23 protein-coding genes are annotated in these 23,852 nt (G+C 65.6%); 14 read left to right on the top strand and 9 right to left on the bottom strand.

From position 1 onward, the window contains the following. Position 1: 1 nt before the first annotated feature. The 4 genes from ACP2YP_RS01150 to dnaK form a co-directional block, all read right to left on the bottom strand. On the bottom strand, positions 2–580 hold the full coding sequence (locus ACP2YP_RS01150; RefSeq protein ID WP_426421835.1) for an NADPH-dependent FMN reductase: 579 nt from the start codon (positions 578–580) through the stop codon (positions 2–4). A gap of 57 nt (positions 581–637) precedes the next feature. Then, positions 638–1,237: a class I SAM-dependent methyltransferase gene (locus ACP2YP_RS01155; RefSeq protein ID WP_007598495.1), complete on the bottom strand. Its 600-nt coding sequence runs from the start codon at positions 1,235–1,237 to the stop codon at positions 638–640. A 93-nt stretch (positions 1,238–1,330) separates the two neighbouring features. Continuing rightward, positions 1,331–2,464, bottom strand: a complete 1,134-nt coding sequence (dnaJ, locus tag ACP2YP_RS01160; protein ID WP_426421836.1) for a molecular chaperone DnaJ — start codon at positions 2,462–2,464, stop codon at positions 1,331–1,333. 244 nt (positions 2,465–2,708) lie between these two features. Continuing rightward, positions 2,709–4,610, bottom strand: coding sequence for a molecular chaperone DnaK (gene dnaK, locus ACP2YP_RS01165; protein ID WP_426421837.1), 1,902 nt, complete (start codon positions 4,608–4,610; stop codon positions 2,709–2,711). 394 nt (positions 4,611–5,004) lie between these two features. Here dnaK and ACP2YP_RS01170 point away from each other — a divergent pair, with 394 nt between their 5' ends. Further along, a complete protein-coding gene (locus ACP2YP_RS01170; RefSeq protein WP_426421838.1) occupies positions 5,005–5,946 on the top strand; it encodes a hypothetical protein in 942 nt (313 codons plus the stop codon). Between the two features lie 180 nt (positions 5,947–6,126). Further along, a complete protein-coding gene (pncA, locus tag ACP2YP_RS01175) occupies positions 6,127–6,849 on the top strand; it encodes a bifunctional nicotinamidase/pyrazinamidase (RefSeq protein ID WP_426421839.1) in 723 nt (240 codons plus the stop codon). Positions 6,850–6,999: 150 nt separating this feature from the next. Here pncA and grpE read toward each other — a convergent pair whose 3' ends face one another. Further along, positions 7,000–7,605 (bottom strand): nucleotide exchange factor GrpE, encoded by a 606-nt coding sequence (grpE, locus tag ACP2YP_RS01180; RefSeq protein ID WP_426421840.1) that lies wholly within the window; start codon positions 7,603–7,605, stop codon positions 7,000–7,002. Between the two features lie 97 nt (positions 7,606–7,702). Further along, a complete protein-coding gene (gene hrcA, locus ACP2YP_RS01185; RefSeq protein ID WP_426421841.1) occupies positions 7,703–8,791 on the bottom strand; it encodes a heat-inducible transcriptional repressor HrcA in 1,089 nt (362 codons plus the stop codon). A 181-nt stretch (positions 8,792–8,972) separates the two neighbouring features. On the opposite strand from hrcA, the gene rph reads away from it, so the two are divergent. From rph to hemW, 3 genes are read left to right on the top strand one after another with little or no spacing between them, the layout of a single operon-like run. Then, positions 8,973–9,686, top strand: coding sequence for a ribonuclease PH (rph, locus tag ACP2YP_RS01190; protein WP_148777231.1), 714 nt, complete (start codon positions 8,973–8,975; stop codon positions 9,684–9,686). 11 nt (positions 9,687–9,697) lie between these two features. Then, a complete protein-coding gene (gene rdgB, locus ACP2YP_RS01195; protein WP_426421842.1) occupies positions 9,698–10,333 on the top strand; it encodes an RdgB/HAM1 family non-canonical purine NTP pyrophosphatase in 636 nt (211 codons plus the stop codon). Then, entirely contained in the window at positions 10,320–11,474 is a 1,155-nt protein-coding gene (hemW, locus tag ACP2YP_RS01200; protein WP_426421843.1) for a radical SAM family heme chaperone HemW, read from the top strand. The genes rdgB and hemW overlap by 14 nt, the downstream gene beginning before the upstream one ends. A 116-nt stretch (positions 11,475–11,590) precedes the next feature. On the opposite strand, the gene ACP2YP_RS01205 is transcribed toward hemW, so the two are convergent. Further along, complete coding sequence (locus tag ACP2YP_RS01205) at positions 11,591–12,826, bottom strand: penicillin-binding protein activator (RefSeq protein ID WP_426421844.1); 1,236 nt, start codon at positions 12,824–12,826, stop codon at positions 11,591–11,593. A 379-nt stretch (positions 12,827–13,205) separates the two neighbouring features. Between ACP2YP_RS01205 and rsmI the strand changes: the two genes are divergently transcribed. From rsmI to ACP2YP_RS01240, 7 genes are all read left to right on the top strand, one after another. Then, entirely contained in the window at positions 13,206–14,156 is a 951-nt protein-coding gene (rsmI, locus tag ACP2YP_RS01210; protein ID WP_426421845.1) for a 16S rRNA (cytidine(1402)-2'-O)-methyltransferase, read from the top strand. Beyond that, positions 14,143–14,541 (top strand): YraN family protein, encoded by a 399-nt coding sequence (locus tag ACP2YP_RS01215; protein WP_426421846.1) that lies wholly within the window; start codon positions 14,143–14,145, stop codon positions 14,539–14,541. The genes rsmI and ACP2YP_RS01215 overlap by 14 nt, the downstream gene beginning before the upstream one ends. 10 nt (positions 14,542–14,551) lie before the next feature. Next, entirely contained in the window at positions 14,552–15,496 is a 945-nt protein-coding gene (gene gshB / locus ACP2YP_RS01220; RefSeq protein WP_426421847.1) for a glutathione synthase, read from the top strand. Between the two features lie 425 nt (positions 15,497–15,921). Beyond that, positions 15,922–16,746 (top strand): Flp pilus assembly protein CpaB, encoded by an 825-nt coding sequence (gene cpaB, locus ACP2YP_RS01225; protein ID WP_426421848.1) that lies wholly within the window; start codon positions 15,922–15,924, stop codon positions 16,744–16,746. 10 nt (positions 16,747–16,756) lie between these two features. Further along, positions 16,757–18,274 carry a type II and III secretion system protein family protein gene (locus ACP2YP_RS01230; protein ID WP_426426439.1) on the top strand — a complete coding sequence of 506 codons (1,518 nt, stop codon included), beginning with the start codon at positions 16,757–16,759 and terminating at the stop codon, positions 18,272–18,274. 61 nt (positions 18,275–18,335) lie between these two features. Then, positions 18,336–19,070, top strand: a complete 735-nt coding sequence (locus tag ACP2YP_RS01235) for a CpaD family pilus assembly protein (RefSeq protein ID WP_426421849.1) — start codon at positions 18,336–18,338, stop codon at positions 19,068–19,070. Further along, positions 19,067–20,356, top strand: coding sequence for an AAA family ATPase (locus tag ACP2YP_RS01240; protein ID WP_426421850.1), 1,290 nt, complete (start codon positions 19,067–19,069; stop codon positions 20,354–20,356). Before ACP2YP_RS01235 ends, ACP2YP_RS01240 begins: the two co-directional genes overlap by 4 nt. Before the next feature lie 45 nt (positions 20,357–20,401). Here the strand turns inward: ACP2YP_RS01240 and ACP2YP_RS01245 are convergent, their stop codons facing one another. Beyond that, complete coding sequence (locus ACP2YP_RS01245) at positions 20,402–21,184, bottom strand: tetratricopeptide repeat protein (protein WP_426421851.1); 783 nt, start codon at positions 21,182–21,184, stop codon at positions 20,402–20,404. Positions 21,185–21,267: 83 nt separating this feature from the next. Further along, positions 21,268–21,513: a PilZ domain-containing protein gene (locus ACP2YP_RS01250; RefSeq protein WP_200297365.1), complete on the bottom strand. Its 246-nt coding sequence runs from the start codon at positions 21,511–21,513 to the stop codon at positions 21,268–21,270. 228 nt (positions 21,514–21,741) lie between these two features. Here ACP2YP_RS01250 and ACP2YP_RS01255 point away from each other — a divergent pair, with 228 nt between their 5' ends. Further along, entirely contained in the window at positions 21,742–23,280 is a 1,539-nt protein-coding gene (locus ACP2YP_RS01255) for a YifB family Mg chelatase-like AAA ATPase (protein WP_426421852.1), read from the top strand. Positions 23,281–23,377: 97 nt separating this feature from the next. Continuing rightward, entirely contained in the window at positions 23,378–23,851 is a 474-nt protein-coding gene (locus ACP2YP_RS01260; protein WP_426421853.1) for a hypothetical protein, read from the top strand. Position 23,852 lies beyond the last annotated feature (1 nt).

A 23,852-nucleotide genomic window follows, 5' to 3' on the forward strand; every position in this document is an offset into this window, starting at 1 on the left:
CTCACATCATGCGTTGGGAAAATTCGATCAACTGCCGCACCATCTCCTTCATGGCGTCGATATCGCCCGGGTTCTTGAGCCTGTCCATATCGTCATAGGCCTGGTCGGCAAAGGCGAGCGTGAGCTGGCTGGCAATCACATTGGCGTGGCAGGAGGTCAGGATCAGCCGCAACGCCTGCAGCGCGCGGGCGGCGCCGAGCCGGCTCTGCGAAGCCCCGGCGAGCGCGAAGGCGCGGTTGCGGAACACGTCGCCACGCGCCTCGTGCAGCTCCTGCACGCGGCTGACCCAGTCGAGCGCGTTCTTCAGCAGCGGCGGCACCGAGGCGTTGTATTCGGGCGAGACGATCAGCACGCCGTGATGCGCACCGATCATGCGCTTGAGATTGATGGCGTGCTTGGGCACGCCTGACTTGGCCTGGAGATCGCCGTCATAAATCGGCAGCGGAAAATCGGCGAGCGAGATGCGGGTGACGTCAACGCCGGCCTGGGCGAATTCATAGGCGGCGCTCGCGGCCAGCTTCGCGTTGTGCGAGCCGGTGCGCAGCGAGCCGGGAATGACCAGGATCTTTGGGGCTGACATCCAATCCAATACGTTCGGCGAAACGAGCCCGCCGCGCATGAGAGGAAGCCGGCGGAATTAGTCCTTGCGATACACCCAGACGCGGGCCGGCGGAAGGTTCATCCAGATCCGTTCCGAGGCCTCTGTGGACACGCCGGGCAGCGATTTCGGGATCGGCGGCACCACCGCATAGGTGAACTGGACGAAGGGCGCGCCGGGCGCGAGCGCCGTGAAGGCGTCGCGGATCAGCCGCAGCCGCGTCAGCATCGGTTTTGTGACCAGCGGCAGGCCCGAGACCACTGCGGAGGCAGGCGCGCTCAGGACATTCCAGAGCGTGTCGCGCAGGCGATAGGCATCGCCCTGCACCACCTTGGCCTGCGGATAGCGATCGCGCAAAAGCGCACAGAAGCCGGGATTGTATTCGACGAGGACGAGGCGCTTCTGGTCGACGCCACGCTCGACCAGCGCCGAGGTAATGGCGCCGGTGCCGGGCCCAAGCTCGACCACCGGAGCATCCGAATTGACGTCGACGTAATGAGCCATGGTTCGGGCGAGCAGCTTGCCCGACGGCATCACCGCGCCCATGTGGAGGGGCTTTTCGATCCACGACCTTAGAAAGCGCACCTCGTCATCAAGACGGGGCTTCTTCAACGCACGCGCGGACGACGGCAATGGCATGTCTGGACCGGACGGGACGAGACCGCGTGACCGCGGCGTGTCAGAAAATGGTCATAAACACGTATAGGCCGAAGACGGTACGGTCAAGACGGCTCAATTCGCCCGATTACCGAAGAAATCCTTGACCTTGGTGAAGAAGCCCTCGGATTCCGGCTGGGTGTTGCCGGAGGAGAGCTTTTCGAACTCGGCCAGCAATTCCTGCTGCTTCTTGGTGAGGTTCTGCGGGGTCTCGACCACGACCTGGACGTACATGTCGCCCATCTGGCGCGAGCGCAGCACCGGCATGCCCTTTGATGCAATGCGGAATCGGCGGGCGGACTGGGTTCCGGCCGGGACCTTTACCTTGGCCTTGCCCTTATCGATGGTCGGCACCTCGAATTCACCGCCGAGCGCCGCGGTCACCATCGAGATCGGCACGCGGCAATGCAGGTCGGCGCCGTCGCGCTGGAAGAACTCGTGCTGGGCCAGCGACAGGAAGATGTAGAGGTCGCCGGGCGGACCGCCGCGGACGCCGGCCTCGCCTTCGCCGGCGAGCCTGATCCGGGTGCCGTCCTCGACGCCCTGGGGGATGTTGACCGACAGATTCCGCTCGCGGGTAACGCGGCCCTGGCCCGCGCAGGACGGACAGGCGTCCTCGATCATCTGGCCGCGGCCCTGGCAGCCGGGGCAGGTGCGCTCGAGGGTGAAAAAGCCCTGCGACTGCCGTACGCGGCCGGCGCCGCCGCAGGTCGAGCAGGTCTTGGGCTTGGTGCCGGCCTTGGCGCCGATACCCGAGCAGGCCTCGCAGGTGACCGAGACCGGAATCTCGATCTGCGCGGTCTTACCACCAAAGGCTTCCTCGAGAGTGATTTCCATGTTGTAGCGCAAATCGGCGCCACGCTCGCGGCCGCCGCGGCCGCGCTGTCCGGCCATGCCGAACAAATCTTCGAAGATGTCGGAGAAAGAGGAGGCGAAGCCCGCGCCGAAGCCGGCGCCGCCGCCAGGACCGCCCTGCTCGAAGGCCGCATGGCCGAAGCGGTCATAGGCCGCGCGCTTGTCCTTGTCCTTCAGGACCTCGTAGGCCTCGTTGATTTCCTTGAACTTGACCTCGCTGGTGTCATCCCCGGGATTGCGGTCGGGGTGAAACTTCATCGCAAGCTTGCGGAAGGACGATTTCAGGACGGAATCGTCGGCAGAGCGTTCGACTTCGAGGGTTTCGTAATAGCAGCGCTTGGTGGACGTGGACATGTCGGACTCGGTCTATCCAATCGCGATTCAAGTCGGAGCGAAACAACGTCGCCACGCGACGATATAGGCAGCCTTCCGCGTTACGGCAGAGGGCTGCATGGCAGCATCGAGCATAGCTATGGGGAATTGATTGATCGTAACGGGCAAACCGCCCGTCGAGCCCGACACGAAGGCCTCCCCCCTGAGGGGAGAGGCCGACTGAGCGTGTGGGGTCCAAGCCGTCCGCATCATGACCCTCTCGGGCTTATGCAGACTTCTTGTTGTTCTTGTCGTCGTCGACTTCGGTGAATTCCGCGTCGACGACGTCGTCCTTGGCCGCATCCCTCTTGGCGTCGGCCTCGGCCTGCTGCGTGTACATGGCTTCGCCGAGCTTCATCGAAGCCTGGGCCAGCGTGTTGGTCTTGGCCTTGATCGCCTCGGCATCGCTGCCCTTCAGCGCTTCCTTGAGGTCGCTGACGGCATCCTCGATGGCGCGGCGCTCGGTCTCGCCGACCTTCGAACCGTGCTCGGCCAGTGCCTTCTCGGTGGAGTGCACCAGCGCATCGGCGTGGTTCTTGGCGTCAACCGCCTCGCGGCGCTGCTTGTCGGCCGCGGCATTGGCCTCGGCGTCCTTGACCATCTTGTCGATGTCGGCTTCCGACAGACCGCCAGAGGCCTGGATGCGGATCTGCTGCTCTTTCGCAGTCGCCTTGTCCTTGGCCGAGACGTTGACGATGCCGTTGGCGTCGATGTCGAAGGTCACCTCGATCTGCGGCATGCCGCGCGGCGCCGGCGGAATGCCCATCAGGTCGAACTGGCCGAGCATCTTGTTGTCGGCCGCCATTTCACGCTCGCCCTGGAAGACGCGGATGGTGACCGCGTTCTGGTTGTCCTCGGCGGTCGAGAACACCTGGCTCTTCTTGGTCGGGATCGTGGTGTTGCGGTCGATGATGCGGGTGAACACGCCGCCCAGCGTCTCGATGCCCAGCGACAGCGGGGTCACGTCGAGCAGCAGCACGTCCTTGACGTCGCCCTGGAGCACGCCGGCCTGGATCGCGGCACCGATCGCCACGACTTCGTCCGGGTTGACGCCCTTGTGCGGCTCCTTGCCGAACAGCTGCTTCACGACTTCCTGGACCTTCGGCATGCGCGACATGCCACCGACCAGCACGACTTCACCGATCTCGCCGGCGGTGACGCCGGCGTCCTTCAGCGCCTTGCGGCAGGGCTCGACGGTCTTCTGGACGAGATCGTCGACCAGCGCCTCGAACTTGGCGCGGGTCAGCTTCATCGTCAGATGCTTCGGGCCGGTCTGGTCCGCGGTGATAAAGGGCAGGTTGATCTCGGTCTGCGTCGTCGACGACAGCTCGATCTTGGCCTTTTCAGCGGCTTCCTTCAGGCGCTGCAACGCAAGCTTGTCGTTGCGCAAGTTGATGCCCTGCTCCTTCTGGAACTCGTCGGCCAGATAGCCCACGAGGCGCATGTCGAAGTCTTCGCCGCCGAGGAAGGTGTCGCCGTTGGTCGACTTCACCTCGAACACGCCGTCGCCGATTTCGAGAATGGAAATATCGAACGTGCCGCCGCCGAGATCGTACACGGCGATCGTGCCGGTCTTGGTCTTGTCCAGACCATAGGCCAGCGCAGCCGCGGTCGGCTCGTTGATGATGCGCAGCACTTCGAGGCCCGCGATCTTGCCGGCATCCTTGGTGGCCTGGCGCTGGGCGTCGTTGAAGTAGGCGGGAACGGTGATGACCGCCTGGTCGACCTTCTGGCCGAGATGAGCTTCCGCGGTCTCCTTCATCTTCTGCAAGATGAACGCAGAGACCTGCGAGGGCGAGTAGGTCTGGCCGTCGGCCTCGACCCAGGCGTCGCCGTTGGACGCCTTCACGATCTTGTACGGAACGAGCTTCTTGTCCTTCTCGACCATCGGGTCGTCGTAGCGGCGGCCGATGAGGCGCTTCACTGCGAAGAACGTACGCTCGGGATTGGTAACGGCCTGGCGCTTGGCAGGCTGGCCGACGAGGCGCTCACCGTCGTCCGTCACGGCGACGATCGAAGGCGTCGTGCGCATGCCTTCGGAATTCTCGATAACTTTGGCGTTCTTGCCATCCATCACGGCGACGCACGAATTCGTGGTGCCGAGGTCGATCCCAATGACCTTTCCCATGGTCCTGATATCCTTGTTTTTGCGGCAGGTTGGCTAGGCCCAGAAGGCACCCGAACCGAACCCCCTAAGATCAAACATTCGCGATATTGCGATGGTTGAGGCTCATATAGGAGGGGGGGAGGGGCCCGCAAGGACCGAACGCAAGTTTGGACCGTGAAAACATTGGGTTTTGGAAGATCATATCCAGGCTTCACCGCCCTTGCGGGTGATGAATTATTAACAGGTTCAGGCTTCAGCCCGGCCTCGCCGCCGTAATTGACCCCGCCCTGTTACCGGCGCGCCAAACCCGCTAAAAGGCAGGCGGCCGGACCGCCGCCGCGAGGCTGCCGCGCGCGACAAAGCGGCCCGGTGGCCGACCATCGAACGGCCTCAATGTGAACCAATCAGAGTGCCCATGAAGCTCACCCGCCCCCTCGCCGCGCTCGCCCTTCTCGTTGCCGCGGCCCTTCCGGCGCTTGCCGCCGACGCCGTCTACCCGCCCGGCTTACGCCTCGGCATGGTGCCCCTGGTCGGGCTGAACACGGCCAAGACCTTTCCGGGCTTCGAGAGCGAGGACGGCAGCGTCAAGGTACTGATCACCGAGCTGCCGCCGGCGGCTTATGGCGAGGTCGTGGGCGCCTTCAACGCCAATCCGGCCGGCAGCAACGGCGTCAAGCCGGACAAGATCGAGACGCCCGCGGGCCTTGCCTATTTCACCACCGAGAGCGGCAAGGCCGGCACGACGGCGGTGAAGCGCTATTCGATGATCGTGCCGGGCACCGGCTTCTCCGGCTACGTCGCGGTGCAGGTGCCTGAGAACGCGTCGAAGATCTACACCGACGACGCGGTGCGGCAGATGTTTGCGACCGCGGTGACCCGCAAGGAGGTGTCGGCTGACGAGCAGATCGGGCTGATGCCGTTCAAGATCACCGATCTCGCCGGCTTCAAGGACATCCGCACGCTGGTCCCGGGCTCGAGCATCATCCTGGCCGACGGCAACGAGAGCTCGGGCTATGAATCGAAGCCGTTCATCATCCTCGGCCTGATCGGCGCCACCCCGCAGCAGGCCGACGACCGCGCCCGCTTCGCCCAGGAAGCCGCGCTCCAGATCCCCGGCGTGCGCGAGTCCCGCGTCACCATGTCCGAGCCGATCCGCATCAACGGCCAGCCGGGCTTCGAGACCCGGATCGACGGCGTCAGCGGCAAGGACAAGACCCCGGTGACCGTGGTGCAGTGGATCCGCTTCGCGCCCGGCGGCACTTCGCTCCGTATCATCGCCAGCGCGCCGCGCGACCAGTGGTCGGACGCCTTCACCCGCTTCCGCACCGTGCGCGACGGCATCCAGCCGAAGGGTTAGCTGCATCCAACCCTCACCCGGCGCTTTGCGCCGACCTCTCCCGCAAGCGGGCGAGGTGCACCGAGCCCGCGGCTCAAGCGCGATTGCTCATCAAAACCCGGCTGCATTTTCGGGCTTCTGTTCACGCGCGCGCGGAACTAGGCTCTCCCTCCCGTTGAATGATTTGGAGGGAGGCGGACGATGCTTGATCGACGACAAATCTTGGCAGCGCTGGGGACCACGGCGCTCGCGAGCCTCGCTTCAACCGCACTTTTCGCAGCGGCCACGATCAAGCCGGATGACACCTCCGCGCTGCTCGTGATCGACGTCCAAAACTGCTTCCTGCCGGGCGGCAGCCTGGCGGTGAAGGAAGGCGACCAGGTCGTGCCCGTCATCAACAGAATCGCGAAAGCGTTTGCGAACGTGGTGATGACGCAGGACTGGCACACGCCCGGCCACGTCTCGTTCGCCTCAGTGCATTCCGGCAAGAAGCCGTTCGAGACCATCGACCTGCCCTACGGCAAGCAGGTGCTATGGCCCGACCATTGCGTGCAGGGCACTGATGGCGCCTCGCTGTCGAAGGATCTTTCGATTCCGCAGGCCGAGCTCATCATCCGCAAGGGCTTTCACAAGGACGTCGACAGCTATTCGGCATTCCTCGAAGCCGACGGCAAGACCTCGACCGGACTTGCCGGCTACCTTAGGGGACGCAAGATCAAGCGCGTCTTCGTTGCCGGTCTCGCGACGGATTTCTGCGTCGCCTGGACCGCGCTCGATGCGCGCAAGGCGGGTTTCGAGGCCTATGTCGTGGAAGACGCCTGCCGTGGCATCGACAATCAGGGTTCGCTCGCCAAGGCCTGGGCTGACATGGCCAAGGCCGGCGTGAAGCGGATTCAGTCTGCGGATATCGCGGTCAGCGCGTAAGGCTCGCGCTTCTGCCAGACCCTCATCCTGAGGAGCGCGCCTCTTGGCGCGCGTCTCGAAGGATATAGGCCCCGCTGCTGCAGCTCGGCCTGCATGGTTCGAGACGGCGCTTCGCGCCTCCTCACCATGAGGGTTGAGAGCTGACGCCGTTCAGTTCGCTTCGTTGCTGTTCGCCGCGGGCGCGGGCTTGGCGCCACCCTTGGCGACGCCGACCAGCGCCGGGCGCAGCACGCGGTCGCCGATGGTGTAACCGGCCTGCATGACCTGCACGACGGTGCCGGCGGGCACCGACGCGTCCGGCACCTCGTACATCGCCTGCTGGAAGTTCGGATCGAACTTCTGGCCCTGCGGATCGAACTTCTTCACGCCGTGCTTTTCCAGCGCGTTGAGCAGCGAGCGCTCGGTCAGCTCGACGCCCTCGATCAGCGCGGTCAAGCCGGGATCGGCCGTGGCACGCGCTTCGGCCGGAACGGCGTCGAGTGCGCGCTGAAGGTTGTCGGCGATGTCGAGCACGTCGCGGGCAAAGCCGGTGACGCCGTAGAGCTTGGCGTCAGCGACTTCCTTGGCAGTGCGCTTGCGCAGATTTTCCATCTCGGCCAGCGTCCGCAGCATACGGTCGCGCGCCTCGGCGGCTTCCTTCTGCAGCAATTCCACCGAACCGGGTTCGGGATCATCGGGCATGATGTAGGGTTTCGACACCACGGGCTCGCCGGTCGCAGCACTCGTGTCTTCGGGTTGCCGGTCTCGATCGGTCATCGGCTCTCTTTTCGAACTGGTCTTAGGGATTTTGCTGGCCCGGATATCGTGCTTCGGGCGCTGAAAATCAAGCGCCCGTGATCGGCTCAAATGCCGGTCAGCCCCCCAGCAGCCGACTGACAATGCGGGCGGCGTAGTCCACGGTCGGGATGACGCGGGCATAATTCAGCCGCGTCGGCCCGATCACGCCCAAAACGCCGACGATGCGGCCAGCGGCATCCCGATAGGGCGAGATGATGGTGGAGGAGCCCGACAGCGAAAACAGCTTGTTCTCGCTGCCAATGAAGATCCGCACGCCTTCGGCGGTTTCGGCGCGCCCCAACAGGTCGATCACGCCGCGCTTGGTCTCGAGATCGTCGAACAGCAGGCGAACACGCTCGAGATCCTCCAGCGCGTGCAGATCCTCCAGCAGATTGGCGTGGCCGCGGACGATGAGCTGGCGGTCCTCATTCTCGCCGCCGGACCAGCTCGCAATCCCGGCCGAAATCACCTTCTGAGTGAGCTGATCCAGCTCGGCGCGGGCCTCTGCGAGCGCGGTTTCCAGCTCGAGCCGCGCCTCGGCCAGCGTCCGGCCGCGAATTCGTGCGTTGAGGAAATTGCCGGCTTCGGTGATGGCCGAGGAGGGAACCCCCGGCGGCAGCGTCAGCACCCGATTTTCAACCTGGCCGTCCTCGCCGACCAGGATCACCAGCGCCTTCTCGGGTTCCAACCGGACGAATTCGATGTGCTTCAGCCGCGCATTGGATTTCGGCGTCAACACCACCGCGGCGGCGCGCGTCAGGCCGGACAGCCGGGTCAAGGCCTGATCCAGTGCCGCCTCCACCGATTGGGCGTGGCCGACACTGGCGAGCTGGCTCTGGATCGACTCCCGTTCGGCCTCGTTGAGGTCGCCGACCTGCATCAGGGCGTCGACGAAGAAGCGCAGGCCGAGTTCCGTCGGCAGCCGGCCCGCAGACGTATGCGGGGCATAGATCAGGCCAAGCTGTTCCAGATCGGCCATGACGTTGCGGACCGAGGCCGGTGACAGCGGCATCGCGATCAGGCGCGAGATATTGCGCGAGCCGACCGGCTCGCCGGTCGCGAGGTAGCTTTCGACAATTTGACGAAAGATGTCGCGGGAACGCTCGTTGAGCTGGGCGAGGCCTGCGTGCGGCGCGATCAGATGGATCGGATCGTGATGGGACACAGACGATAACTCCTCTCAGATGCTCATAATTTGTCCCTCCCGGACAGTTCTGACAAGCGTGGCTTTTGCGGACATGAAATCGAGGGGTGAACAAGGCCTGATCTTCCCCCTTGCCGCCCACCCTCACCCCACCTACAAGCACCGCGAATAGCCCTTTTCCGAGAGTTTTGGAGGATTTCCCATGCGGCCAAGCCGCCGTGCGCCCGACGAATTGCGTCCCGTGACGCTTGAGCGCGGCGTGGTCAAATATGCAGAAGGCTCCTGCCTCGTGAAGTTCGGCGACACCCATGTGCTGGTCACCGCCACGCTGGAAGACCGCCTGCCGCCCTGGCTGAAGGGCCAGGGCCGCGGCTGGGTCACTGCCGAATACGGCATGCTGCCGCGCGCGACCTCCGAACGCACCCGCCGCGAAGCGGCCGCAGGCAAGCAGAGCGGCCGCACCGTCGAGATTCAGCGCCTGATCGGGCGTTCGTTGCGCACCATCGTCGATCTCGAAGCGCTCGGTGAGCGCCAGATCACGGTCGATTGCGACGTGCTCCAGGCCGACGGCGGCACGCGTACCGCCTCAATCACCGGCGCCTGGGTCGCGCTCGCCGACTGCATCAACTGGATGAAGACGCGCAACATGATCAAGGCCAACGTGATGCGCGACAACGTCGCCGCGATCTCCTGTGGCATCTATCAGGGCAAGCCGGTGCTGGATCTCGACTATGCCGAGGATTCGGAGGCCGAGACCGACGCCAATTTCGTCATGACCGGCGATGGCCGCATCATCGAGGTGCAGGGCACCGCGGAACGCGAGCCGTTCACGCAGGACGAGTTCCTGGCGCTGATCGCCTTGGCGCAAAAAGGCATCGCGCGTCTCGTGGACTTGCAGAAACTCGCTGTCGCGTAGTCAATAGGCCCATGCACCGCCGAATCACCGAAAAGCTCGTCATCGCGACCCACAATCCCGGTAAGCTCGCCGAGATGAAGGAGCTGCTCGCGCCTCACGGCATCGAGGTGGTGTCGGCCGGCGAGCTCGGTCTGTCCGAGCCCGAAGAGGCCGGCAACGATTTCCGCAGCAATGCCGCGATCAAGGCGATCGCAGCGGCGCAGGCGACGAAGTTGCCGGCTTTCGCCGACGATTCCGGCATCGTGGTCGATGCGCTCGACGGCGCGCCCGGCATTTTCTCCGCACGCTGGGCTGGTCCGAGCAAAGACTTCGCTGCCGCGATGGCGCAGATCGAGCGTCTGCTGCAGGAGCGCGGCGCCACCACGCCGGACAAGCGCAAGGCCCATTTCGTCTCCGCGCTCTGCGTCGCCTGGCCCGACGATCATCTCGAAGAGGTCGAGGCGCGTGTCGACGGCACGCTGGTGTGGCCGCCGCGCGGCACCGCCGGCTTCGGCTACGATCCGATGTTTTTGCCTGATGGTTACGACCGCACCTTCGGCGAGATGACCAGCATCGAGAAGCACGGCCTGCCGCCGCTCGGCCTCGGCCTATCGCACCGCGCCCGCGCTTTCGTGAAACTGGCGGAGATCTGCCTTGAGCCGCGCTAAGGAAGCCTTTGGCGTCTACGTGCATTGGCCGTTCTGCCTGTCGAAGTGCCCTTATTGCGACTTCAACAGCCATGTCCGCCACGCCGCGATCGACGAGGCGCGATTTGCCTCCGCCTTCGCGCGTGAAATTGAAACGACCGCACAGCGCTCGCCCGGCCGCGAGGTCACCTCGATCTTCCTCGGCGGCGGCACGCCGTCGCTGATGCAGCCGGCAACCGTTGGCGCCGTGCTCGACGCGATCGGCAAGCACTGGACTGTTGCCAACGACGTCGAAGTGACGCTGGAGGCGAACCCGACCAGTGTCGAAGCCACGCGCTTTGCCGGCTATCGCGCCGCCGGCGTCAACCGCGTCTCGCTTGGGGTGCAGGCACTCGACGACGTCTCGCTGAAGGCGCTGGGCCGCATGCACAGCGCGCGCGAGGCGCTCGATGCAGTTGCGATCGCGCGCCGCTCGTTCGACCGCTACTCGTTCGACCTGATCTACGCCCGCCCTGACCAGACGCCGGCGATGTGGGCCGATGAATTGCGCCTTGCGATCGATGAAGCAGCCGAGCACCTGTCGCTCTATCAACTGACGATCGAAGAAGGCACGCCGTTCTTCGGCCTGCACCAGGCCGGTAAGCTGAAAACGCCCGACGAAGTAGTCGCACGCGCGCTCTATGACGTGACGCAGGAGACCTGCGACAAGCTCGGCCTGCCCGCTTACGAGATTTCCAACCACGCGCGGCGCGGCGCCGAGTGCCGGCACAATCTGGTCTACTGGCGCGGCGAGGAATATGCCGGCATCGGTCCCGGCGCGCATGGCCGCCTCGACATCGACGGTATCAGACACGCCACCGCCACCGAGAAGCGTCCCGAAGCCTGGCTAATGCGCGTTGAGACCAATGGCGACGGCGTCGTCACCGACGATCTCCTCAACAGCGAAGAACGCGCCGACGAATTCCTGCTGATGGGATTGCGCCTCGCCGAAGGTATCGACCCCGAGCGCTACAGAGCCCTCTCCGGCCGCCCGCTCGACCCCAAGCGCATCGCGCTGTTGCGCGAGGAAGGCGCGATCACCGTCGACACGACGGGACGGTTGCGCGTGACGAGCAGCGGATTTCCGGTGCTGGACGCGGTGGTCGCAGATCTCGCCGCGTAGCGAGATCTCGTAGGGTGGGCAAAGCGAAGCGTGCCCACCAATTCCATGCGAATTTGTTGAGAGATGGTGGGCACAGCGCGCAAGCGCGCGCCTTTGCCCACCCTACGGCAGCTCATTTACGCCCCAAAACTCTTCGGCGAACCCGCGACCGCGACACCGCCGCCCGTCGTCACCTTCATCACCGCGAGCCCGCGTTCATTGGTGCCGTCGGCCCGGAAGCGGAACAGGCCGTCGATGCCGGCGAAACCGGAGGGGTTGGTGAGCACGTCGGACGAGAAGCGCGTAGTGCCCTGGGTGCGCGCGAGCGCGGCGACGAGCGCGACCGCGTCGTAGGCGAGCGTTGCGGTGCGGATCGGCTCGGCCCCGTATTTGGTGCGGTAACGGCCGGCGAATGCGCGAAAACCGGCAGGATCCGGCGCGGCGTAGAGGCCGCCCTGCAGCGCCGGGCTGGCATAGACACGCGGGCTGTCCCACAGGCCGGTGCCGAGCAGCTGGATGTTGCGCAAATTCGCGCCTGCCGCGGTCATCGCATCCGCCACCGTGACGACGGCATCGCCGTCATCGGCAATGAACAGCGCATCCGCGCTGCCGAGCTGCTGCGCGACGGTGCGCGCCGGCGTGGCGCGATCGGCGCCGTATTTCTCGAACGCGACGATGCGTCCGCCGCGCCTGGGCACCGCGGCCTTCACCGCGGCTTCGACGACATTGCCATAGGCATTGTCGGGCACGAGCACGGCGACCGAGCGTTTCCCGATGCTGGCGGAATATTCGATGATGCGATTGACGTCGGACTCCGGCAGGAAGCTGAGCAGATAGACGCCGCGGCCGGCGATGCTCGAATCCGTGGAGAATGCCATCACCGAGATGCCGCGCGTGCGCGCGACCTGCGCCACGGCCGGGACCGACTGTGCAAACAGCGGCCCCAAAATGATCTCGGCGCCTTCCTCGACTGCCTGCTGCGCGCCGGCTTGCGCGCCCTGCGGGCTGCCATTGTCGTCCTTGATCAGGAGCTGGATGTTCGGGTTCTGGAACTCGGCCAGCGCCATCTCGGCAGCGTTGCGCATGGATTTCGCGGCAAGCCCGGCATTGCCCGCGGCCGAGAGCGGCAGGATCACGGCAACCTTCACGCCGCCGGTGCCGGCGGTCGTCGCCTGCTGCGGTGGCCCGGCCGGCTGGGCCGGCGGCGGCGAGGAGCTCGAGAACGGGTTGGAAAACTGGCTGAGGCTCTGCTGCACGCCGGCGCAGGCCGACAGCAAGGGCGTGCCGAGCAGCAGGCCAAGCGCACTCCGCCGGGTCGCCCCCAAGAAACGGGGCCCCTGAACGGGAGACTTCAAATCACGCGGGCCGACCATGGCAGGTTCTCTTCTGACCAGCCGCAGCCGGCCAGTCACAACATTCTTGTCCGCGACACAAGCCGCGGATTCAGGCATATTGTCGGCAAATAGTTAACCAAAACAAAAGGATAATGACCGCTTAACGCGACTGCCCTCGTTTCCTGGCTGGCTGTTCGCCGTCCGTCATCCAGCATCAAGGCGGGGTTTCCGCCGCGAATATGGCGCTGACGCTTCATTCCCCTGGGGAATGTGATGCCGGATGGATCACATTCCAATCCTTCCTCGTCCAAGTCTCAGTATCAAGTCTCAGTATCAAGTCTCAATATCTTGGCTCGGCACGATCTTTTTCGAAGGACCGGTTCCCAGCCCTCGGGATCATGCCTAAGTTCGATTGATTATGCGCGCAAAGCCGGCCCCGATAAATACGCCTGAAGGCACCGACGCCGCCCCGCGCGGTTTCTCCATCGACGCCCACCGGCTCGCTGTGCCGAAGCCGGCCGCCGGCCTCTATCTGGTCGCGACCCCGATCGGCAATCTCGGCGACATCACCTTGCGCGCGCTGCAGATTCTGGCCGGGGTCGACGTCATCGCCTGCGAGGACACCCGCATCACGCGGCGCCTGACCGAGCGTTACGACATCTCGGCGCAGCTCAAGCAATATCACGAGCACAATGCGGAGGCCGCCCGCCCAAAGATCCTGGAGGCGCTTGCCGCTGGCGGCTCGGTCGCGCTGGTCTCGGATGCCGGCACGCCGCTGATCTCTGATCCCGGTTACAAGCTGGTGCGCGAGGTCTGCGCCGCCGGCCATGCGGTCTATGCCCTGCCGGGCCCGTCCTCGGTGCTGGCGGCGCTGTCGGTTGCAGCCCTGCCGACCGACCGCTTCTTCTTCGAGGGATTTTTGCCGTCGAAATCCGCCGCGCGGCGGTCGCGCCTCACTGAACTTGCCCGCATCGACGCGACGCTGGTGATGTTCGAATCCGGCAACCGGGTGCAGGATACGCTTGCCGATCTCGCCGAGATCATGGGCACGCGTGAAGCCGCAATCTGCCGCGAGCTGACAAAACTGCACGAGGAGATTTCACGCGCGAAGCTCGATGAGCTAGCGCGCGAGGCAGACACGCTGGAGACACGCGGCGAATTCGTGCTGGTGATCGCTCCGCCTGCCGCGGATGCCGACGTGCTGACAGCGGACGCGCTGGACGATCTCTTGCGCGAGCAGCTCGCTACCCACAGCGTCAAGGACGCCGTGGCGCATGCGGTGGCGCTCTCGGGGCGGCCGCGCCGCGAGGTCTATGCCCGCGCGCTCGAGCTCGCAAAAGATCTGCGGGGCGGCGATGGCGAAGACTGACGGCGGGGAACCAAAAGAGGCCTCGCCCGAGCGCGTCGCCGCGTTCCGCACCGGCATCTCGGCCGAGAGCCGCGCCGCAGCCTTCCTGATGGCGAAGGGCTATCGCATCCTCGCCAAGCGCTATCGCACCCCGCATGGCGAGATCGACCTCGTGGCACGCCGTCGCAACCTGATCGCCTTCGTCGAGGTCAAGGCGCGCGCCAGCCTCGATGAGGCCGCCTATGCGGTGACGCCGCGCCAGCAGCGGCGCATCATCGACGCCGCGCAGGGCTGGCTTGTCACGCATCCCGAGCATGCGGAATTCGAATTGCGATTCGACGCCATGCTGATTGCGCCGCGATCACTTCCACGCCATGTGTTGGCGGCATTCGACGCCTCGACCTGAAAGGCAGACCATGAAATTGAACGTCGCCGTCCAGATGGACCCCATCGCCCGCATCAACATCAAGGGCGATTCCACCTTTGCGCTGCTCCTGGAGGCGCAGAAGCGCGGCCACGGCCTGTCCTATTACACGCCCGACAAGCTCTCGATGGTCGGCGATGAGATCGTCGCGCCCGTCCAGTTCCTGACGGTGCGCGACGAGCCCGGCGATCATTTCACCCTCGGCGAGCCCAGGCGCGAGGCGCTGAACGGCTTTGACGTCGTGCTGCTACGCCAGGATCCGCCGTTCGATCTCGCCTACATCACCTCGACGCACCTGCTCGAGCGCATCCATCCGAAGACGCTGGTCGTCAACGATCCGGCCTCGGTGCGCAACGCGCCCGAAAAGCTGTTCGTGATGAATTTTCCGCAGCTGATGCCGCCGACCCTGATCTCGCGCGACCTCGACGAGATCAACGCGTTCCGCGACAAGGTCGGTGCGGTCGTGATGAAGCCGCTGCACGGCCATGGCGGCGCCGCGGTATTCCGCGTGATGCCGCAGGACATGAATTTCGGCTCGCTGTTCGACATGTTCTCGGTCACCTTCAAAGAAGCCTGGGTGATCCAGCAGTTCATCCCCGAGGTGAAGCTCGGCGACAAGCGCATCATCCTGGTCAATGGCGAGTTCGCGGGCGCGGTGAACCGCGTGCCGGCCGCCGATGACCTCCGCTCCAACATGGTGCGTGGCGGCGCGGCGAAGGAGACCGAGCTGACCCCGCGCGAGCGCGAGATCTGCGCCACCGTCGGCCCGGCGCTGCGCGAGCGCGGACTGCTGTTCGTCGGCATCGACGTCATCAACGGCAATCTCACCGAGATCAACGTGACCTCGCCGACCGGCATCCGCGCCATCGCGCGGCTCGGCGGCCCGGATGTAGCAGCCAAGATCTGGGACGCGATCGAGCAGAAGCGGGCGAAGTAGGCGAACGGTCTACGGACACCAACGGAAATATTGCGCTACGAACGACGACCCTCACCCTGAGGAGCCGCGCTTGCGCGGCGTCTCGAAGGGCGAGGCCACCAGCCGGGCCTTCATCGAGACGCTTGCTGCGCAAGTTCCTCAGGATGAGGAGCAGCGACTATCGCTCGTAGACTATCGTACCGATCACTAACCACCTATTCACCATGACGCCCCGCGCCTCGTGCGAACGCATGAGCGCACTTGCGTGAATTTACGGGGCCGTTGGCCGGGCGGCTAACGCGGCATTCACCATCTGCCCAAAACCCGTGCCGTCACGGACCATCACACTCGGCCTCGCAACACCCCTTATACTTTTACTCCCTACTCATCGATGCCGGGGAACCCGCCAGGTGCGGTTCGAGTGCCCCGCGTAAGAGTAGAAGCGTATGAACACCGCACGCATTGTCGTTCTCGTCATCGCAATCGGCGCCGGCGGCGTCGCTGCGTATCTGGCGAGCGGCTACGACAACAAGCCCGCGCCCGCGCTCCCGGTGGCCGAGAAGCTGCCGACGATCGAGGTGCTCGTCGCCAAATCCGACATTCAGCTCGGCCAGGCCGTGAAGGCCGAGGACCTGCAATGGCAGACCTGGCCGCAAGCCACCGCCAGCAGCGCCTTCATCCGCCGCGACAGCAGGCCCGACGCACAGACCCAGATCGCCGGCTCGATCGCACGCGTGCCCTTGATGCAGGGCGAGCCGATCCGCGAGCAGAAGCTGGTGAAGGCCGACGGCTCCGGCTTCATGGCCGCGATCCTGCCGTCCGGCATGCGGGCCGTGTCCACCGAGATCTCCGCCGAGACCGCGGCCGGCGGCTTCATCCTGCCGAACGACCGCGTCGACATCGTCCTGACCCGACGCCTGAAGAATCCCGACGGCGCCAACAATAACGGCTCGACCGGCGGCAATGACCTGGTCGTGTCAGAGGTCATCCTGACCAACATCCGCGTGCTCGCGATCGACCAGGCGCCGAAGGAAAAGGACGGCCAGAACGCCGTGGTCGGCAAGACGGTCACGCTCGAGCTCAAGCCCGACCAGGTCGCGACGCTGTCGGCCTCGCGCCAGGGCGGCACGCTGACACTTGCACTGCGCAGCATCGCCGATGCCAGCGCCTCCGACGGCACGCCCGAGGACCAGGCATTCAAGCAGCGCTCGAGCGGCGTGAACGTGATCCGCTACGGCGTGCAGACGCGACAACTGACGTCACAGAAGTGATGGGGACATGATGAACTACGGGGATAATCGGACGGGCCTGCGCATTCGGGGGAAGCGCGCCGGCTCGTTCTGGGCAGGGGCAATGCTGATGCTGGGGCTGGTCGCAGCCCCCGATCTCGTCCGCGCTGCGGATGCGCCGGTCGGAGACCAGGCGCCGATGCAGGCGCCTGATCTCGGCGTGTCGCCGGTCGCAACCATCGCGCCGGCACGGACGCGTTCGCTGTCGCTCGGCATCGGCAAGTCGGTCGTCATCGACCTGCCGCGCGAGGTCAAGGACGTGCTGGTGGCCGATCCCAAGATCGCCAATGCCGTGATCCGCTCGGCGCAGCGCGCCTATATCATCGGCGGCCAGGTCGGCCAGACCAACGTGGTGTTCTTCAGCGCCGACGGCCAGCAGGTCGCGTCCTACGACATCGCGGTCAAGCGCGACCTCAACGGCATGCGCACGGCGCTGCGCTCATCGCTGCCGGGCGTGCAGATCGAGGGCGTCGGCGACAGCGTGATGCTGACCGGCTCGGTGTCGAGCCCGGTCGAGGCCCAGCAGGCCGGCGACGTCGCCGCAAAACTCGTTGGCGGCGCCGACAAGGTCGTCAACAACATCGTCGTGCGCGGCCGCGACCAGGTGATGCTGAAGGTCGTGGTCGGCGAAGTCCGCCGCGACATCGTCAAGCAATTGGGCGTCGATCTCAGCGCCAGCCTGAATGCCGGCACCGCAGTGGTGAATTTCAACAATTCGAACCCGTTCTCGGTTTCGGGCGGCCCGCTGGTCTCCAGCAACGGGCTCGGCGTCGCCGGCCTCGCCAAGGGCGTCGCCACCGTCAGCGCCACCATGCGCGCGATGGAAAGCGCGGGCGTGATGCGGACGCTGGCCGAGCCGAGCCTGACCGCGATCTCCGGTGAATCCGCGACCTTCATCGCGGGCGGCGAATTCCCGATCCCCGCAGGCTATTCCTGCGATCCGACCACGCATGTCTGTACCACCCAGATTTCCTACAAGAAGTTCGGCATCTCCCTGAACTTCACGCCGGTCGTGCTCAGCGAGGGCCGGATCAGCCTGCGCGTGATGACCGAGGTCTCGGAGCTGTCGAACCAGCAGGCGATCACCGTGACGCAGGCGGTGTCGTCGACCGCGAGCAACTCCATCACCATTCCCTCGATCCAGACCCGCCGCGCCGAGACCACGCTCGAGATTCCCTCGGGCGGCTCGATGGCGATGGCCGGCCTGATCCAGCAGCAGACCAAGCAGGCCATCAACGGCCTGCCCGGCGTCGACCAGGTGCCGATCCTCGGCGCGCTGTTCCGCAGCCAGGACTTCGTCAACAACGAGACCGAGCTGATGGTGATCGTGACCCCCTATGTGGTGCGCGCGGTCGCCCAGAAGGAATTGTCGCGGCCCGATGACGGCTTCGCGCCGTCCTCGGATGCGCAGTCGGCGCTGCTCGGCCGCATGAACCGCCTCTACGGCATCGCGCGCCGCGTCGATCCGATGGACGGCAACCAGGGCGATTTCGGCTTCATCATCGACTGACACCAACGGTTTGGGGACCGGGGCAGACACGGGCAAGACACGGGCAAGAGGGGACCAGGCGATGACGAAGACAACCGATCGACGTCGCAATTTGCGCATCGCGCTCGCGCTGACGGGGCTCTCCGTCATGCTGGGAGCCTGCAACACCACCGGCGACGTCGTCACCACCCAGACGGTGCCGACCGACTACCGCATGCGCCATCCGATCGCGGTGCAGGAAGGCAAGCGCTCGATCGTGATCTTCGTCGGCAAGGCGCGCGGGGGACTTTCGGCCGCGCAGCACGCCGACGTGATGGGTATTGCCCAGGACTGGGTGCGCGAAGGCACCGGCTCCGTTGTCGTCGACGTGCCCATCGACACCACGAATTCGCGCGCGGCTGCTGCGACCTATCACGAAATCCGCGCCGTGCTCGGCAGCGGCGGCGTGCCGTCGCGCGCCATCGTCCAGCATCCCTATCGTCCCGAAGATCCCGCTTTGCTGCCGACCATCCGGCTGAGCTACTCCAAGATCGCAGCGGTGGCCGGCCCGTGCGGGTTGTGGCCCGAGGACATGGGACCGTCGATCCTCGACCCCGGCTACAACGAGAACCGGCCCTACTTCAATCTCGGCTGCGCCACCCAGCGCAATCTTGCCGCGATGATCGACAACCCCGCGGACCTCGAGCAGCCGCGCGCGGAGACGCCGGCCTATACCGCACGGCGCGACATCGCCTTCGACCGTTACCGCAAGGGCACTACCACCGCGACCACTTATCCCGAGGCTGAAAAGGCCAAACTCAGCGATACAGGCAAATGACGGGCATCCACGACGAAGAGGCGGACGATCCGCAGCACCCCGAGGAACACATTGCACCGGTGCCCCGGATCTCGGTGCAGGCCTTCTGCGAGACCGAGCAGACGCTCGCCGCGATGACCGCGGCCGGGCAGGACCGCCGTCTCGCCAAGGCACATCTCACCGCCAAGAGCGGCGGCCTCGCCGCGGCGATCGAAGTCTATGACACGATGCCGACGCCGAACGTGATCGTGATCGAATCCGACGGCACGCGCGACATCCTCGAGGGCCTCGACGACCTCGCCGGCGTCTGCGACCCCGGCACCCGCGTAGTCGTGATCGGCAATCCCAACGACACCGCGCCCTACCGCGAGCTGGTGCGTCGCGGCGTCAACGACTACGTGGTCGGGCCGGTCGAAACCCTCGACGTCGTGCGCTCGATCTGCAGCCTGTTCTCGGCGTCTGAGGCCATCATCACCGGCCGCGTGATCGCGGTGGTCGGCGCCAAGGGCGGCGTCGGCGCCTCCACCGTCGCGCACAACGTGGCCTGGACCATCGCGCGCGACCTCGCGCTCGATTCCGTCGTGATCGATCTCGACCTCGCCTTCGGCACCGCTGGCCTCGACTACAACCAGGATCCGGCGCAAGGCATCGCGAACGCGGTGCTGTCGCAGGACCGGCCGGACACGGCGCTGATGGAGCGCCTGCTTTCCAAATGCACCGACCGCCTCAGCCTGCTCGCTGCACCGGCGACCCTTGATCGCGTCTATGATTTCGGCGCGGAAGCGTTCGATGCGATCTTCGATACGCTGCGCATGACCACGCCCTGCATCGTGCTCGACGTGCCGCATCAATGGTCGGCCTGGACCAAGCGCGCGCTGGTCAATGCCGACGACATCGTCATCGTGGCCGAGCCGGATCTCGCGAACTTGCGCAACACCAAGAACATGCTGACCGTGCTCAAGACGGCGCGGCCGAACGACCGGCCGCCGCTCTACTGCATCAACCAGGTCGGCATGCACAAGCGCGCCGAGATCGACGTCAAATCGTTCGCCAAGACGATGGAGAGCCAGCCGCTCGCGGTGATCCCGTTCGATTCAAAGCTGTTCTCGACCGCCGCCAATAACGGCCAGATGATCGCGGAGGTCTCCAAGAGCCACCGCACCACCGAGCTGTTCCAGAACATGGCCAACCGCCTCGCCGGGCGCGGCGAGGTGAAGAAGCCGAAGCGCTCGCTGCTCGGGCCGCTTTTGAAGAAGCTGAAGGGCAAAACGGGACGCGGATCCGCGCCGCATCGCAAGGCGTCGTAAGCACGAGCGCGTTGTCGAGCGAGCAAGACTGTCAGCGGCGGCGGATTACTTCTCCGCCCGCTGCTGCTGCTTCTTCGACAGCAACTGACGCAGCGCCGTGACCTTCGCCGCCGCCTGATCCGGCGGCAGATCGGCCTTCACGATGGTCTCGGCCTCGGCCTGCTTGCCTTCCAGCCCCAGCACCAGCGCGAGATTGCCCCGCACGCGGGAATCGGCCGGGTTGCGCTGATAGGCGCGGCGCATGGTTTCCTCGGCCCGCGGCAGATTGTTCTGGAGCATGTAGGACAGGCCGAGATTGGACAAAACCTGCGGCTCGTCCGGCACGATCTTCAGCGCCGACGCATAATATTGCTGCGCTTCCTCGTTGCGACCGAGTTGATCGAGCGCGGCGCCCTGCGCCGAGAGGATGTGCCAATCGGGATCCTCAGGCGTATGCGCGCGGCTGAGCACGTCAAAAGCCTGCTGGAAATTGCCATTGTCGGCGAGCGCGCGGCCATAGCCGGCGAGCAGCGCCTTGTTGCTGGGATGGGCGAGCACGGCCTGCTCCATCACCGCGACCGCCTGGGCACGCTGGCCGGTCTCGCGCAGCGCCTTGCCGTAGGCGAGGGCGATATTGGGATCACTGGGCCTGGCGCGATAGCGCTCGCGCAAGCCGTCCATGTCAGGCTTGGCGTCCGCCGTGGCGGCAGGTTCCGACCTGCCACCGACGCCGAGCGCGCCGGTCACGTCCTCCAGGCTCGTGGTCTGGCAACCACCGAGGACCAGCACCAAGAGCGCGGGAAGCAGCAATCTCGCCGGGGGAGAGACGAGGGACAAACGCTTGGACATACTCTGATCACCGCCGGCGGACTGATCAGAGATGCTTTGCCGATTAACGCTAAATTCCCGTTAAGGAAACGCGCGCATCCGGCCTAATCGGTGAACTCAGCACCGAATTCGCAGCCGATGCGCCAGCGCAGGCGGCACTGACGGGAATAGTCGGGCGCAAAGATGATGGTGAATTGCGGCGGCACTTCGAGAAATTCCGCCACGACTTTCACGCCGCCATCCGAGATATCGGTGATCGTGCAGTCCCGTGGCAGCGAGCCCGCGCCCAAATGAATCTTGGCAAGCCGGGTACACACCCGTCGTTCGCTTCTGCGGCGATTTGCAAGCATTTGAATTGTTCACCCGTTAGACCACGGCCCATCCCGTAGCCTTAGGAGTAGCGGACATTCGTTGGAATGTGCTGAGCGTAGCCGCTCGCATTCGAGGCGTAGTCGAAGCTTAGTGTCTTCGTCCCGTTTACCGGTCGTTAGGGATCGCGACGCCCCCCGCCTTCGTTCTTGTATTGTTCTTGTCAGAGCCATCGAGCTCTGCTACCCTCGATTGTGCGAGGGGGCAGCATGGTCCAGCGGGTTTCGACAGTCGCCTTTGAAGGGATCGAGGCCCGCGCGGTCGACGTGCAGGTGCAGGTCGCGCCGGGCCTGCCGGCTTTCGCCATCGTCGGCCTTCCCGACAAGGCCGTGTCGGAGGCGCGCGAGCGGGTCCGCTCGGCACTGATCGCCTCGGGCCTGGCGCTGCCGGCGCGACGGATCATCGTCAATCTCGCACCGGCCGACCTGCCCAAGGAAGGCAGCCATTACGACCTGCCGATCGCCCTCGGGCTGATGGCGGCGATCGGCGCGATCCCGCCGGATGCGCTGACCGGCTTTACCGTGCTCGGCGAGCTCGGTCTCGACGGCTCGATCGCACCAGTGGCCGGCGTTTTGCCCGCCGCGATCGGCGCCAATGTGCGCGAGGAAGGCCTGATCTGTCCGGCGGCCTGCGGCTCGGAAGCGGCCTGGGCGAGCCCGGATATCCAGATCGTCGCCGCACATTCGCTGATTCAGATCGCCAACCATTTCAAGGGCACACAGGTGCTGTCGCGGCCCGTGCCGAAGGTGCACGAAGCAGCAAGCTCGCCGCTCGATTTGCGCGACATCAAGGGCCAGGAGAGCGCCAAGCGCGCGCTGGAGATCGCAGCCGCTGGCGGCCATCACCTCTTGATGATCGGCGCGCCCGGTGCCGGCAAATCGATGCTGGCGGCGCGCCTGCCCTCGATCCTACCGCCGCTGTCGCCGGGCGAATTGCTCGAGGTCTCGATGATCGCCTCCGTTGCCGGCGAGATCGAGGGTGGCGCGCTGACATCGCAGCGGCCGTTCCGCTCACCACATCATTCCGCCAGCATGGCCGCGCTCACCGGCGGCGGCGCGCGGGCAAAACCCGGCGAGATCTCGCTGGCGCATCAGGGCGTGCTGTTCCTCGACGAGCTGCCCGAGTTCGATCCGCGCGTGCTGGATTCGCTGCGCCAGCCGCTGGAGAACGGTGAGGTCTCGGTCTCCCGCGCCAACCACCGCGTGACTTATCCCGCGCGCTTCATGCTGATCGCGGCGATGAATCCCTGCCGTTGCGGCAATGCGTTCGAGCCCGGCTATGCCTGCAAGCGCGGACGCATCGACCGCTGCACCGGCGACTACCAGGCGCGCATCTCCGGTCCGCTGATGGACCGGATCGATCTGCGCATCGAGGTCCCGGCCGTGACCGCGGCCGATCTGATCCTGCCGCCGCCGGCGGAAGGCTCAGCCGAAGTCGCCGCACGCGTGGCGGCCGCACGCGACATCCAGCTCGCGCGCTACGCGGAGGCCGGCCTGTCGAACGTCCGCACCAATGCCGAGGCGCCGGCCTCGGTTCTCGAAGACATCGCCAAGCCCGACGCGCAGGGGCAAAAGCTGCTGCGCGATGCGGCCGAAACCATGCGGCTGTCGGCGCGCGGCTATCACCGCGTGCTGCGGGTGGCGCGCACGCTCGCCGACCTCGACGGCGCCGACAAGATCGGCCGGCTGCATCTGGCCGAAGCGCTGTCCTACCGCGCACTCGCGGAGGATGTACGCCAGCTAGCCTGATCATCCCGCGCATCAACCCGGCGGTAACGAGTTTCCTTTACGCTCTGCAAACCATAAGGCCCACAAGTTCCCGGGCGGTCCTGGCGAGTAGCGTGTCATGTTGCGTTTCAAGATCCTGGCCTCAGTGGTTCCCCTGTTGGCGGCTGCGGTGTTCGCCCGCAGCGAGATCGGATCGGTCTCGCATCCCTGCATCGCCCTCGGCGACACCTCGGTCGAGCTGACATCCCTGTTCTGGACGGCCGGCGTCCATGTCGCCTTCACCGACGATCCGTCGCGGGCCACGGTGCGGGTCCAGATCACCGACGATGCGGATGCCGCGGATTTCGCAGTCGTGGACGACGGCCTCGGCTCCGAGACCGAGTCCTGCCAGGCCAATCCGGCGACACGCCTCATCACGATTGCCGCGCAGCCGGTCGATGGCGGCCCGGCGATCTATCTTTCCACCGATGGCCCGGCCGATTTCCGCATCTATGTGCGCTCGAAGACGTTCTCGCAGCGTGAGGCCGCGGCGCTGATCGTCGGCGCTCATGGCGGCCATCGCCCGCTCCCGCTCCAGGCCGCCTCGCTCTGAA

The organism is Bradyrhizobium genosp. A (assembly GCF_049949275.1).
GTDB lineage: Bacteria > Pseudomonadota > Alphaproteobacteria > Rhizobiales > Xanthobacteraceae > Bradyrhizobium.

Excerpts from the sequence above, each read along its gene's own strand:
- ACP2YP_RS01255 (WP_426421852.1), top strand. The coding sequence starts at position 21,742 with ATGGTCCAGCGGGTTTCGACAGTCGCCTTTGAAGGGATCGAGGCCCGC.
- ACP2YP_RS01155 (WP_007598495.1), bottom strand. The coding sequence starts at position 1,237 with ATGCCATTGCCGTCGTCCGCGCGTGCGTTGAAGAAGCCCCGTCTTGAT.
- pncA (WP_426421839.1), top strand. The coding sequence starts at position 6,127 with ATGCTTGATCGACGACAAATCTTGGCAGCGCTGGGGACCACGGCGCTC.
- cpaB (WP_426421848.1), top strand. The coding sequence starts at position 15,922 with ATGAACACCGCACGCATTGTCGTTCTCGTCATCGCAATCGGCGCCGGC.
- rph (WP_148777231.1), top strand. The coding sequence starts at position 8,973 with ATGCGGCCAAGCCGCCGTGCGCCCGACGAATTGCGTCCCGTGACGCTT.
- dnaJ (WP_426421836.1), bottom strand. The coding sequence starts at position 2,464 with ATGTCCACGTCCACCAAGCGCTGCTATTACGAAACCCTCGAAGTCGAA.
- rdgB (WP_426421842.1), top strand. The coding sequence starts at position 9,698 with ATGCACCGCCGAATCACCGAAAAGCTCGTCATCGCGACCCACAATCCC.
- ACP2YP_RS01150 (WP_426421835.1), bottom strand. The coding sequence starts at position 580 with ATGTCAGCCCCAAAGATCCTGGTCATTCCCGGCTCGCTGCGCACCGGC.
- ACP2YP_RS01215 (WP_426421846.1), top strand. The coding sequence starts at position 14,143 with ATGGCGAAGACTGACGGCGGGGAACCAAAAGAGGCCTCGCCCGAGCGC.
- ACP2YP_RS01245 (WP_426421851.1), bottom strand. The coding sequence starts at position 21,184 with ATGTCCAAGCGTTTGTCCCTCGTCTCTCCCCCGGCGAGATTGCTGCTT.
- ACP2YP_RS01240 (WP_426421850.1), top strand. The coding sequence starts at position 19,067 with ATGACGGGCATCCACGACGAAGAGGCGGACGATCCGCAGCACCCCGAG.
- ACP2YP_RS01230 (WP_426426439.1), top strand. The coding sequence starts at position 16,757 with ATGAACTACGGGGATAATCGGACGGGCCTGCGCATTCGGGGGAAGCGC.
- dnaK (WP_426421837.1), bottom strand. The coding sequence starts at position 4,610 with ATGGGAAAGGTCATTGGGATCGACCTCGGCACCACGAATTCGTGCGTC.
- rsmI (WP_426421845.1), top strand. The coding sequence starts at position 13,206 with ATGCGCGCAAAGCCGGCCCCGATAAATACGCCTGAAGGCACCGACGCC.
- ACP2YP_RS01205 (WP_426421844.1), bottom strand. The coding sequence starts at position 12,826 with ATGGTCGGCCCGCGTGATTTGAAGTCTCCCGTTCAGGGGCCCCGTTTC.
- ACP2YP_RS01235 (WP_426421849.1), top strand. The coding sequence starts at position 18,336 with ATGACGAAGACAACCGATCGACGTCGCAATTTGCGCATCGCGCTCGCG.
- ACP2YP_RS01250 (WP_200297365.1), bottom strand. The coding sequence starts at position 21,513 with ATGCTTGCAAATCGCCGCAGAAGCGAACGACGGGTGTGTACCCGGCTT.
- ACP2YP_RS01170 (WP_426421838.1), top strand. The coding sequence starts at position 5,005 with ATGAAGCTCACCCGCCCCCTCGCCGCGCTCGCCCTTCTCGTTGCCGCG.
- gshB (WP_426421847.1), top strand. The coding sequence starts at position 14,552 with ATGAAATTGAACGTCGCCGTCCAGATGGACCCCATCGCCCGCATCAAC.
- ACP2YP_RS01260 (WP_426421853.1), top strand. The coding sequence starts at position 23,378 with ATGTTGCGTTTCAAGATCCTGGCCTCAGTGGTTCCCCTGTTGGCGGCT.
- grpE (WP_426421840.1), bottom strand. The coding sequence starts at position 7,605 with ATGACCGATCGAGACCGGCAACCCGAAGACACGAGTGCTGCGACCGGC.